Source organism: Streptomyces sp. NPDC026538 (assembly GCF_055567535.1).
This window is the reverse complement of the sequence record NZ_JBVHQG010000001.1, coordinates 961817-973496: the sequence shown is the minus strand read 5'-3', so window position 1 is coordinate 973496 and position 11680 is coordinate 961817. Positions and strand designations below refer to the sequence as shown.

General features: G+C 73.0%; 9 protein-coding genes and 2 pseudogenes. 9 read left to right on the top strand and 2 right to left on the bottom strand.

Annotation, left to right across the window (positions count from 1 at the left end; genetic code table 11):
* Positions 1-97 precede the first annotated feature (97 nt).
* From ACZ4N4_RS04420 to ACZ4N4_RS04390, 7 genes and pseudogenes are all read left to right on the top strand, one after another.
* Positions 98-208, top strand: a pseudogene (locus ACZ4N4_RS04420) (16S rRNA (uracil(1498)-N(3))-methyltransferase); the annotation flags it as partial.
* A gap of 49 nt (positions 209-257) precedes the next feature.
* A complete protein-coding gene (locus ACZ4N4_RS04415; protein WP_467584298.1) occupies positions 258-650 on the top strand; it encodes a VOC family protein in 393 nt (130 codons plus the stop codon).
* Between the two features lie 151 nt (positions 651-801).
* Entirely contained in the window at positions 802-1314 is a 513-nt protein-coding gene (locus ACZ4N4_RS04410) for a hypothetical protein (protein WP_467584296.1), read from the top strand.
* 46 nt (positions 1315-1360) lie between these two features.
* On the top strand, positions 1361-4570 hold the full coding sequence (locus tag ACZ4N4_RS04405; RefSeq protein ID WP_467584293.1) for a S41 family peptidase: 3210 nt from the start codon (positions 1361-1363) through the stop codon (positions 4568-4570).
* Positions 4571-4687: 117 nt separating this feature from the next.
* Positions 4688-5041, top strand: a complete 354-nt coding sequence (locus ACZ4N4_RS04400) for a histidine triad nucleotide-binding protein (RefSeq protein WP_467584290.1) — start codon at positions 4688-4690, stop codon at positions 5039-5041.
* A gap of 6 nt (positions 5042-5047) precedes the next feature.
* Complete coding sequence (locus ACZ4N4_RS04395) at positions 5048-5953, top strand: ribonuclease Z (RefSeq protein WP_467584287.1); 906 nt, start codon at positions 5048-5050, stop codon at positions 5951-5953.
* A 20-nt stretch (positions 5954-5973) separates the two neighbouring features.
* A complete protein-coding gene (locus ACZ4N4_RS04390) occupies positions 5974-6966 on the top strand; it encodes an adenosine deaminase (protein ID WP_467584284.1) in 993 nt (330 codons plus the stop codon).
* Here ACZ4N4_RS04390 and ACZ4N4_RS04385 read toward each other — a convergent pair.
* Both ACZ4N4_RS04385 and ACZ4N4_RS04380 read right to left on the bottom strand, forming a co-directional pair.
* Positions 6963-8144: an MFS transporter gene (locus ACZ4N4_RS04385; protein ID WP_453572796.1), complete on the bottom strand. Its 1182-nt coding sequence runs from the start codon at positions 8142-8144 to the stop codon at positions 6963-6965. The two genes, ACZ4N4_RS04390 and ACZ4N4_RS04385, sit on opposite strands and share 4 nt — an antisense overlap.
* Positions 8145-8478: 334 nt before the next feature.
* Complete coding sequence (locus ACZ4N4_RS04380) at positions 8479-9258, bottom strand: IclR family transcriptional regulator (protein ID WP_467584281.1); 780 nt, start codon at positions 9256-9258, stop codon at positions 8479-8481.
* A 155-nt stretch (positions 9259-9413) separates the two neighbouring features.
* On the opposite strand from ACZ4N4_RS04380, the gene ACZ4N4_RS04375 reads away from it, so the two are divergent.
* Together ACZ4N4_RS04375 and ACZ4N4_RS04370 are read left to right on the top strand one after the other, a co-directional pair.
* Positions 9414-10310, top strand: coding sequence for a 5-dehydro-4-deoxyglucarate dehydratase (locus tag ACZ4N4_RS04375; protein ID WP_467585314.1), 897 nt, complete (start codon positions 9414-9416; stop codon positions 10308-10310).
* A pseudogene (locus ACZ4N4_RS04370) lies at positions 10307-11595 on the top strand (glucarate dehydratase family protein). The gene ACZ4N4_RS04375 and the pseudogene ACZ4N4_RS04370 overlap by 4 nt, the downstream one beginning before the upstream one ends.
* Positions 11596-11680: the final 85 nt, after the last annotated feature.

Genomic DNA, 11680 nt, shown 5'->3' with positions numbered 1-11680 from the left:
TCCGACTTCGCCGCCTGCTACCGCTTCTACGCCGAAGTACTCGGGCTGAAGCCGCAGTCGGGGGCGAGCGAGGGACCGTACGAGAAGTTCAGTCCGCGAGGAGGCGGGCGCCAAGGCCTACACCCTGGGGCCTACCGTGATGCGCACATCGACCGCCGGGACCGCGGCCGCGGCCCTGCTCCTCGGCCGTACCGGCCGGTGGTCCTGACTCGGTACGACCGGTCCTGACCCGTACGACACCACAGGGAGAACGCGCCGTGGAACTCGCCCAAGTCCGGCTCCTGGTCTCCGACTTCGCCGCCTGCTACCGCTTCTACGCCGAAGTACTCGGGCTGAAGCCGCAGTCGGGGGCGAGCGAGGGACCGTACGAGAAGTTCAGTCCGCACGCCGGGTCGGCGGGGATAGCCCTGCAGGACCGGGCCGTGATGGCCGAGGTGCTGGGCGAGCTGGGAGACACCGCGACCGGGCACCGATCGCTGGTGGTGCTGCGCGTGGACGACCTGGACGCCTACTGCGAGCAGATCGCCGCCCGGGGCGCGGTCCTGGTGCAGGGGCCGGCGCCGATGACGGAACGCATGCGCGTCGCCCACCTCAAGGACCCGGAGGGCAACCTGGTGGAACTCCAGGAGTGGCTGCTGCTGCGCACCTGAGGAGTCCGTCCGTCCGCCTCCGGGGGGACGACTCCGAACACGTGAGTGGCCGCATGCCCCCTACCGTCACGGGCGCGACGGTGGCAGGCTGCCCTCCATGGGGGCATTGAGGCCGATTTGGCGACGGCCGCTCGTGACGCGACGGCCGCGCATGACCACAGTGGCGGCCGTGGCGGGGCTCGCGGTGATCGCCGTGGGCGGTGCGGTGGGCTGCCGGCCGACCGACCTGAACTCCGCGACCGTCGCGTACACCACCGATCAGACCGCCACCGCCGAGCTGAAACGGCAGCACGTCGACGTCAGCTGGCTCACCTGCACCGGCAACTACGGCTCGTCGGCCCCGAGGACGCCCTCGGCGTCCGAGACCACCGCGGTCTTGGTGGACTGCCGGGGCCGGACCAAGGACGGCCGGGACATCACCGTCACCGGACGGGTCACCAAGGCGGTCAGCGGCGCCTGTGTGCGCGGGAACCTCGTCGCGAAGGTGGGCGGCAAGGAGTGGTTCCGGGTGAAGGGCCTCGGCGACTGCGACGCCACACCCGGACCGGCGTACAGCACCTACCGGCCGCCCACCTACGGACAGCAGCCGGGCCCCACCGTGACCGTGACGCGGACCGTCTGGTGCCAGAGCGACCCCAAGTGCCGACCGGTCCAGGGCAAGTGATCGAAATCGGCCACCGCGATCGTCCGGCGATGCATAGGCTGAGCGGGTGACTCAGGGTGCAGCGACAGGACCGCGGTCCTACCTCCGATTTCCCCATGTCCACGGCGACCTGGTCGCCTTCACCGCCGAGGACGACGTGTGGCTCGCGCCCCTGGACGGGGGCCGGGCCTGGCGGGTCAGCGCCGACAACGTCCCCGTGACGCTGCCGCGTATCTCGCCCGACGGGACCACGGTCGCCTGGACCTCCACGCGCGACGGTGCTCCCGAGATCCACACCGCCCCCGTCGACGGCGGCTTGGCCACCCGCCTGACGCACTGGGGGAGTTCCCGCACCCAGGTGCGCGGCTGGACCGCCGACGGACAGGTCCTCGCGATCAGCACCTACGGACAGTCCAGCCTCCGGCGCAGCTGGGCCCGGACCGTCCCGCTCGACGGCGGCCCGTCCACCGTCCTGCCGTACGGCCCGGTCGGCCATGTCGCCTTCGGGCCGCACACCGTGCTGCTGTCCGCGCCGATGGGCCGGGAGGCGGCCTGGTGGAAGCGGTACCGGGGCGGCACGGCCGGGAAGCTGTGGATCGACCCGCAGGGCGAGGGTGAGTTCGTACGGCTGCACGAGGAGCTGGACGGGAACCTCGAACACCCCGTGTGGGCCGGGGACCGGATCGCCTTCCTCTCCGACCACGAGGGGACGGGCGCGCTGTACTCGTCCCTCGCCGACGGTTCCGACCTGCGCCGGCACACCCCGCTCGACGGCTTTTACGCCCGGCACGCGTCCGGTGACGGCACCCGGGTCGTCTACGCCTCGGCCGGTGAACTCTGGCTCCTCGACGACCTGGAGGGCGCCGAGCCGCGCCGGCTCGACATCCGGCTCGGCGGGGCCCGCGTCGACCGGCAGCCGCACCCGGTCAACGCGGCCCGCTGGTTCAGTTCCGCCTCGCCCGACCACACCGCGCGCGGCAGCGCCGTCCTGGTGCGCGGCGGCGTGCACTGGGTGACCCACCGGTCGGGCCCGGCCCGCGCCCTGGCCGCCCAGCCCGGGGTGCGCGCCCGGCTGCCCGTCACCTTCCGCTCGGAGGCGGAGGAGTGGGTGGTGTGGGTGACGGACGCCGAGGGCGACGACGCCCTGGAGTTCGCGCCCGCCACCGGTGCCGTGCCCGGCTCCGCCCCGCGGCGGCTCGCCGCCGGGCAGCTCGGCCGGGTCCTGGACCTCGCCGTCGCCCCCGACGGCGGCCGGGTCGCGGTCGCCGCGCACGACGGACGGCTGCTCCTCGTCGAACGCGAGACCGGCGAGGTGCGCGAGGTCGACCGCAGCGAGGACGGCGACGTGTCGGGTCTCGCCTTCTCACCCGACTCCGGCTGGCTGGCCTGGTCCCACCCAGGGGCCGGCGGGCTCGCCCAGCTCCGCATCGCCCACACCACCGACCTCACCGTCACCGAGGCGACCCCGCTGCGCTTCCAGGACTACGACCCCGTCTTCACCCGCGACGGCAAACACCTCGCCTTCCTCTCCACCCGCTCCTTCGACCCGGTCTACGACGAGCACGTCTTCGACCTGGCCTTCGTGGTCGGCGACCGGCCGCACCTGATCACCCTGGCCGCGACCACCCCCTCGCCGTTCGGCCCGCAGCGGCACGGCCGGCCCTTCGAGGCGCCCGACAAGGACGAGACCCCGGACGCCGAGGGCACCCCCGCCACCCGGATCGACCTGGAGGGCCTCGCCGACCGGATCGTGCCCTTCCCCGTCGAGGCCGGCCGCTACTCCGGGCTGCGCGCCGCCAAGGACGGCGTCCTGTGGCTGCGCCACCCGGTGCGCGGTGTGCTCGGCGCCTCCCGCGCCCACCCGGAGGACCCCGACCCCAAGACCGAGCTGGAGCGCTACGACCTCGCCCAGCAGCGCATCGAGTACCTCTCCTCCGACGCCGACCACTTCGAGGTCAGCGGCGACGGCAAACGCGTCCTGCTGTGGGCCGACGGCAAGCTCAAGGTCGTACCCAGCGACCGCCGTGCCTCGAACGACGACGACAGCGACACCAACATCACCGTCGACCTGTCCCGGGTCCGGCAGACCCTCGACCCGGCCGCCGAGTGGCGGCAGATGTTCGACGAGACCGGCCGCATCATGCGGGACCAGTTCTGGCGGCCGGACCTCGGCGGCGTCGACTGGAACGGCGTCCTGGACCGCTACCGTCCGCTCGTCGAGCAGGTCGCCACCCACGACGACCTGGTCGACCTGCTCTGGGAGGTCCAGGGCGAACTGGGCACCTCGCACGCCTACGTCACCCCGCGCGGCGGCCACGGCAACGGCCCCCGCCAGGGCCTGCTCGGCGCCGACATCTCCCGTCATCCGGACGGCAGTTGGCGCATCGACCGGATCCTGCCCGCCGAGACCTCCGACCCCGGGGCCCGCTCCCCGCTCGCCGCGCCCGGCGTCGCGGTACGCCCCGGCGACGCGATCGTGGCCGTCGCGGGCCGCCCCGTCGACCCGGTGACCGGACCCGGCCCGCTGCTCGTCGGCACGGCCGGCAAGGCGATCGAGCTGACCGTGTCCCCGGCGGGCGGCGGCGAGTCGCGGCACCCGGTGGTCGTCCCGGTCGCGGACGAGGAGCCGCTGCGCTACCACGCGTGGGTGGCCGACCGCCGGGCCCATGTGCACGAACTCTCCGGCGGCCGCCTCGGCTACCTCCACGTGCCGGACATGCAGGCACCCGGCTGGGCCCAGATCCACCGTGACCTGAGCGTGGAGATGGCCCGCGAGGGCATCGTCGTGGACGTCCGGGAGAACCGCGGCGGGCACACCTCGCAGCTCGTCGTGGAGAAACTGGCCCGCCGGATCGTCGGCTGGGACCTGCCGCGCGGCATGCGCCCGTTCAGCTACCCGAGGGACGCGCCCCGCGGCCCGGTGGTCGTCGTCGCGAACGAGTTCTCCGGCTCGGACGGGGACATCGTCAACGCGGCGATCAAGGCGCTCGGTATCGGCCCGGTGGTCGGCACCCGCACCTGGGGCGGCGTGATCGGCATCGACAGCCGCTACCGCCTGGTCGACGGCACGCTGGTCACCCAGCCGAAGTACGCGTTCTGGCTGGAGGGCTACGGCTGGGGCGTGGAGAACCACGGCGTCGACCCCGACGTGGAGGTCGTACAGACCCCCCAGGACTGGGCCGCGGACCGGGACCCCCAACTCGACGAGGCCATCCGCCTCGCCCTCGAGGCACTGGAGACGGCTCCTGCGAAGACTCCGCCCACTCTGCCCACCTGAGGGCCGCGGGGCCGTGCCGACGTGCGGCTCCGGCGCGTGGGGGCGACCAGCCCCCACCGGCCCGCGGCCGAACCGACTACGATGCCCCCGGAACTGATCACCGGGCGAGGAGAAGACATGGCAGGGGAACCCCAGGACGACTGCCTGTTCTGCAAGATCGTCGCAGGCCACGTCCCCGCGACGATCGTCCGGGAGACCGACACCACCGTCGCCTTCCGGGACATAAACCCCCAGGCGCCCACCCACGTCCTGGTGATCCCCAAGGTCCACTACGCGAGCGCGGCCGAGCTCGCCGCGGGCGAACCCGCCGTGGCCGCCGACATACTGCGCGAGGCGCAGGCCGTCGCCGACGAGGACAAGCTGGACAGCTACCGCATCGTCTTCAACACCGGCAGCGGCGCCGGCCAGACCGTCTGGCACGCCCACGCGCACGTCATCGGCGGCCGTGGCCTGCACTGGCCGCCCGGATAGGTCGTCGTGTCCGTCCGTGAACTGGTGGTCCTCGGCACCGCCAGCCAGGTTCCCACCCGGCACCGCAACCACAACGGCTACCTGCTGCGCTGGGACGGCGAGGGCATCCTCTTCGACCCCGGCGAGGGCACCCAGCGGCAGATGCTGCGGGCCGGGGCCGCCGCACACGACCTCAACCGGATCTGCGTCACCCACTTCCACGGCGACCACTGCCTCGGTCTCGCCGGGGTCATCCAGCGCATCAACCTCGACAAGGTTCCGCACCCGGTCACCGCGCACTACCCGAAGTCCGGCCGGCGGTTCTTCGACCGGCTCCGGTACGCCACGGCCTACCGGGAGACCGTCGGCATCACCGAGGCCCCGGTCGACGCGGACGGCGACCTCGCCGTGGCCTCGTCGTACACGCTGCAGGCCAGGAAGCTGTCCCACCCCGTCGAGTCGTACGGCTACCGGCTGGTCGAGCCCGACGGCCGCCGCATGCTGCCCGACCGGCTCGCCGCGCACGGCATCAAGGGCCCGGACGTCGGCCGTCTCCAGCGCGACGGCGTCCTCGGGGACGTCACCCTCGACCAGGTCAGCGAGGTGCGACGCGGGCAGCGGTTCGCGTTCGTGATGGACACCCGGCTCTGCGACGGCGTGGACGCGCTCGCCGAGGGCTGCGACATGCTGGTCATCGAGTCCACGTTCCTCGACGAGGACGCCGAACTCGCCGCGGAGCACGGCCATCTGACCGCCGGACAGGCGGCGGCCGTCGCGCGGGACGCGGGGGTACGGCACCTCGTGCTGACCCACTTCAGCCAGCGCTACTCCGAACCCGAGGAATTCGAGCGGCAGGCGCGGGCGGCCGGATACCAGGAGGAGCTGACCGTGGCACGGGATCTGCTCCGAGTGCCGGTTCCGAAGCGCAGGTGAAACGGCCGTACCATGCTCTGATGCCCCTCCCCAAAGCGGAACTGCACCTCCACATCGAAGGCACCCTGGAGCCGGAGCTGGCGTTCCGGCTCGCCGCTCGCAACGGCGTCGAACTGCCGTACGCGGACACCGACGCCCTCCGTGAGGCCTACCGGTTCAAGGACCTCCAGTCCTTCCTGAACCTGTACTACGAACTCATGGCCGTCCTGCGCACCGAGCAGGACTTCGAGGACCTCGCGAACGCCTATCTGGCCCGGGCCGCCGCGCAGGGCGTGCGGCACGCCGAGATCTTCTTCGACCCGCAGGCGCACATCGCCCGGGGCGTGCCCCTGGGCACGGTCGTGGACGGGCTGTGGCGGGCGCTCGGCGAAAGCGTCGACAACCACGGGATCTCCACCCGGCTGATCATGTGCTTCCTGCGGGACGAGTCCGCCGACTCGGCGCTGGAGACGCTGGAGGCCGCGCGGCCGCACCTCGACCGGATCATCGGGGTCGGGCTGGACTCGGCCGAGGTCGGGCATCCGCCGGCCAAGTTCCGCGAGGTGTACGAGGCCGCCGCCGACCTCGGGCTGCGACGCGTGGCGCACGCCGGTGAGGAGGGGCCGCCCGCCTACATCACCGAGGCGCTGGACGTGCTCGGTGTGGAGCGCGTCGACCACGGGCTGCGCTGCATGGAGGACCCGGACCTGGTCGCCCGTCTGGTGCGGGAGCGGATCCCGCTGACGCTGTGCCCGCTGTCGAACGTGCGGCTGCGCGCGGTCGACGTGCTCGCCGAGCACCCGCTGCCCGCGATGCTCGACGCGGGCCTGCTGTGCACGGTCAACTCCGACGACCCGGCCTACTTCGGCGGTTACGTCGCCGACAACTACCACGCCGTGCACGACGCCCTGGGTCTGTCCCGGGAGCAGATGCGGGAACTGGCCCGCAACTCCTTCCTCGCGTCCTTCCTGGAGGACGACGAGGAGCTGCGGGCCCGCTACCTCGCCGAGGTGGAGGCCTACGAGTTCGGCTAGGCGGCGACGTCCAGCCGTACCGTCTCGTCGGTGAGCGCCGGGTAGGTCGTGACGGTGGTGGTCCTGCGCCGCAGCGCCACCGCCGTCAGCGGGACCGCGACCGCCAGCAGGCCCACCGCCAGGACCGTCCCCATCGCCGGGAAACCGGCCCGGGCCGACAGCAGGCTGCCCGTCATCGGGCCGACGGCCGTCCCCAGCGACGACGCCGAGCCGACCAGCACCGCCCAGCGGCCCCGCGGGTCCAGGGAAGCGGCCAGGCCGATCACGTACGACAGGACGACCGGGTAGAGCAGGTTCCAGGCGATCTCGCCGGACGCGAACGTCGTCAGGTCCGTGGCGGAGGCGCTGAGCGCGATACAGCCGGCGATCAGCACGGTGCCGAGACCGATCGGCAGGGCCTGGCCGAGCCGCGGGCCGAGCGCGCCAGCGCCGACCACGCCCAGCAGGCCGGCGCCGAGGGCCACCGCGAACACCACGCCGACGGTCACCTCGCCCAGGTGTGCCTGCGTCAGGCCGATCCGGCCGCTCACGCCCCACAGCGAGTTCTGCGCGGCCGACCAGCAGGGCATCGCGGCGGCCAGCAGCAGACCCGGGCGCAGGTGCGGGAGACGGGAGCCGGTGACCGTGCGGGGCAGGACCGGGGCGGTACGGGGGGACAGTCGGGCGGTGAGTGGCCAGACCGCCAGCGCGGTGAGCGCGATCGCGGCGAGGGGCTGCGCGTGACCGGGGCCGAGGTGCGGGACCGTCAGATAGACGGCGCCCGCGAGGGCGGAGACGCCGAGCAGGCCGAGGGTGGTGATGCGGTGCGGGTCCCGCTGCCCGGCGATACCGGTGGCGGCCACCGCGGTGACCGTGCCGGAGCCGAAACCGCCGACCACCGCACCGGCCACGACCGCCGGGACGTGGGTGGTGAGGGCGGCGCCGCCGTAACCGAGGACGGCCAGCAGGAGGCCGGCGCGGGCGAGGGTGCGGGGGCCGACGCGGTCCACGCGGGAGGCCAGCAGGAAGCCGGCCGCCGCGGAACTCAGCAGCAGGGCACTGCCGATGACACCTGCCTGGGTGGCGGAGATCGGGAGCCCCGATTCGAGCCTGCCGACGGTGGTCGGAAGCAGGTAGGGGGCGAGATACCCGGCCGTGAAAAGGGCGACGAGGGGCCAGGGGGTGGTGCGGGCGAACACGGGCGTTCCCAGGGCATGCGAAAAAACCGACGGAGGAGGGGGGTTGGGCGCAGGCCGTCGACGGACAGGAACGCGCGGGCAATTTGTATCAAGTGGGGGAGGCCGGAAGAAGGGCGGGGGGTGTGATGTGGGTCATGTTCGGTTTCGGGTGTGAGGGGAGGGGTAGGGGCGCCGCGCGCCGTGGGGGTTCGATGGGGGCGCGTGCGGGTCCGATGTGGCCGGTCGCGCCCACGCGGCGCAGCCGCATGTCGATACAGCCCCGCGCCCTTTTCGGGTCGGCTGCGTGCGCGCGTGCCGACAGGTCTCCCGGGGCTGCGAAAGAAGGCGGGCGCGGTCAGCGCCAGTTGACCGTGCCGCCGGGGGCTGTCGCCGACTCGATCCTCGCCCGGGTCGCTCTCATCACCGACGCGATCTCCGCCTGATGGTCCGGCGTCAGGCGGGTCACCGGTACCGAGCAGCTGATCGCGTCCTGGGCCGGGGTGTCGTAGCGCAGGGCGAGGCCGAAGCCGACGATGCCGGTGACGGCTTCCTCGTGGTCGATCGCGTAGCCGCGGGCGCGGATCCCGGCGAGGTCGGCGGCCAGCGCGTCCCGTGTGGTGTGCGTACGGGGGGTCAGGGGCTCGTACGGGCCCTCGGGGAGGTTCTCGGCGGGGCGTTCCGCCAGGAGTGCCTTGCCGAGGGCGCCCGCGTGGGCCGGCAGCCGTCGGCCCACCCTGTTGATCGTGCGCAGGTATTCGTGCGACTCGCGGGTCGCCAGGTACGCCACGTCCGGGCCGTCCAGGCGGCCCAGATGGATGGTCTCGCCCAGCGCCTCGGACGCCTCGTCCAGGTACGGGCGCGCGAGGCGGACGCGCGGGTCGGAGTCCAGGTAGCTCGTGCCGGTCAGCAGGGTGCGGATGCCGACGCCGTAGAGGGAACCGGTCGTGTCGGTGCGTACCCAGCCCCGCGTGATCAGCGTCTGGAGCAGGGCGTACATCGAGCTGCGTGGGACGCCGAGTTCGTCCGCCAGCTCCTGGAGGCGGGCCGGGCGGTCACCGCGGGCCGCGAGGAGCTCCAGCAGCTCCACGGTGCGTGCCGCGGACTTCACCTCACGGACGCCTGCTGTCTCGGACATGGTGCAGATCGTAAGGGGGCGGGGGCGGTGTGCGCCGTTGACGGGGGGTGTTCGCATATCTAGTCTTTGTTTCTATACGTGGATGACGTCTACATGGGGAGATGGATTCGGTGGCCGGACAGCCGGAGGACGTGGTGCGCAGGCTGCGGGACGGGATGGCGGGCGGGGTGCTGTCGTTCCCGCTCACCTCCTTTCACGCCGACGGGTCCCTGGACGTGGACGGATTCCGGGAGTACGTCGGCGGGCAGCTGGCCGCCGGGCCCGGTGCTCTTTTCCCGGCCTGCGGGACGGGGGAGTTCTTCTCACTGGACGAGGACGAGTACCGGCAGGTCGTGGCCGTCTCCGTCGAGGAGGCCGGCGGCCGGGTGCCGGTGGTCGCCGGGGTGGGGTACGGCTGGGCGCAGGCCGTGCGGTTCGCCCGGATCGCCGAGGAGGCCGGGGCCGACGCCCTGCTCGTGCTGCCGCACTACCTCGTCGCCGCCCCGCAGGACGGGCTGGTCGCGCAACTGGAGCGGATCGCGGCCCGGACGTCTCTTCCGCTCATCGCCTACCAGCGCGGACAGGTCGCCTTCACGGCCGACTCGTTGACGCGTGTCGCCGGCATCCCCGGCGTGATCGGGCTCAAGGACGGGCACAGCGACCTGGACCGGCTCCAGCGGCTCACCCTCGCCGCCCCGGAGGGCTTCCTCTTCTTCAACGGCGCCGCCACCGCCGAGATCCAGGCCCGCGCCTACGCCACCGTCGGCGTCCCCGCCTACTCCTCCGCTGTGCACGCCTTCGCCCCCGAGATCGCCGACGCCTTCTTCGCCGCCCTCGACGCCGGCGACCACGGCACGGTCGACAAGCTGCTGCGCGACTTCTACGTGCCGTTCGTCGAACTCCGCGACCGCGTCCCCGGATATTCCGTGTCCCTCGTCAAGGCGGCGGCCCGGCTGCGCGGCCGCCCCGTCGGCCCGGTGCGCGCCCCGCTCACCGACCCCTCGGCCGCCGACCTGGCCGACCTCAAGGCCCTGCTGGCCGCCGGACTCGGCCTCGTGGGAGCGTCGCTGTGAACCTCACGATCACCGACGTCCGCCTGACGCCGATCCTGGTCGCCGACCCGCCGCTGCTGAACACACAGGGCGTGCACCAGCCGTACACGCCCCGGCTGATCGTGGAGGTGGAGACCGCCGACGGGGTGACCGGGGTCGGTGAGACCTCGGCGACACCAAGTACCTGGAACTGGCCCGGCCGTTCGCCGAGCGGCTGCGCGGGCGCCCGGTCAGTGATCTCAACGGGCTGTTCACCGTCGCCGACGAGGTCGCCGTGGACGCGGCCAGGGTCTCCGGACAGGTCGACGTCGGCGGGCTGCGCGGTGTCCAGACCGCCGACAAGCTGCGGCTGTCCGTGGTCTCCGGCTTCGAGGTCGCCTGCCTGGACGCGCTCGGCAAGGCGCTCGGGATGCCCGTGCACGCCCTGCTCGGCGGGAAGGTCCGCGACTCGGTCGAGTACAGCGCGTACCTGTTCTACAAATGGGCCGCCCACCCGGAGGGCGGGCCGGCGGAGCCGGACGACTGGGGGGCCGCGCTCGACCCGGCCGGGGTGGTGGCGCAGGCCCGCCGCTTCACGGAGCGGTACGGCTTCACCTCCTTCAAGCTCAAGGGTGGGGTCTTCCCACCCGAGGAGGAGATCGCGGCCGTCCGGGCACTGGCGCAGGCGTTCCCCGGACATCCGCTGCGCCTCGACCCCAACGGCGCCTGGTCCGTCGAGACCTCCCTGAAGGTCGCGAAGGAACTCGGGGACGTCCTCGAGTACCTGGAGGACCCGGCGCTCGGCACCCCGGCCATGGCCGAGGTCGCCGCGGGCACCGACGTGCCGCTCGCCACCAACATGTGCGTGACGACCTTCGGCGAGATCCAGGAGGCGTTCACCCGCGGTGCCGTCCAGGTCGTCCTCTCCGACCACCACTACTGGGGCGGACTGCGCAACACCCAGCAACTGGCCGCCGTCTGCCGCACCTTCGGCGTCGGCGTCTCCATGCACTCCAACACCCACCTCGGGATCAGCCTGGCCGCGATGACCCACGTGGCCGCGACCGTCCCCGGCCTCCACCACGCCTGCGACTCCCACTACCCCTGGCAGTCCGAGGACGTCCTCACCGAACGGCTCGTCTTCGAGGACGGCCGGGTCGCCGTCTCCGACGCGCCGGGCCTGGGGGTCGAGCTGGACCGGGAGCGGCTGCGGGCGCTGCACCAGCGCTGGCTGGACGACGACGGGACGTTCCGCGACCGCGACGACGCGGCCGCGATGCGGGTGGCCGAGCCGGGGTGGACCACACCGGCCGTGCCGCGCTGGTAGCGGCGCTCGTTCGGACGGTCGTACGGCGAGAGCCGTCGCCGCGGTCCCGGCATGGTGCAGACTGGCCGGATCCGCACCACGTCCA

Excerpts from the sequence above, each read along its gene's own strand:
- ACZ4N4_RS04410 (WP_467584296.1), top strand. The coding sequence starts at position 802 with ATGACCACAGTGGCGGCCGTGGCGGGGCTCGCGGTGATCGCCGTGGGC.
- ACZ4N4_RS04400 (WP_467584290.1), top strand. The coding sequence starts at position 4,688 with ATGGCAGGGGAACCCCAGGACGACTGCCTGTTCTGCAAGATCGTCGCA.
- ACZ4N4_RS04390 (WP_467584284.1), top strand. The coding sequence starts at position 5,974 with ATGCCCCTCCCCAAAGCGGAACTGCACCTCCACATCGAAGGCACCCTG.
- ACZ4N4_RS04380 (WP_467584281.1), bottom strand. The coding sequence starts at position 9,258 with ATGTCCGAGACAGCAGGCGTCCGTGAGGTGAAGTCCGCGGCACGCACC.
- ACZ4N4_RS04375 (WP_467585314.1), top strand. The coding sequence starts at position 9,414 with ATGGCGGGCGGGGTGCTGTCGTTCCCGCTCACCTCCTTTCACGCCGAC.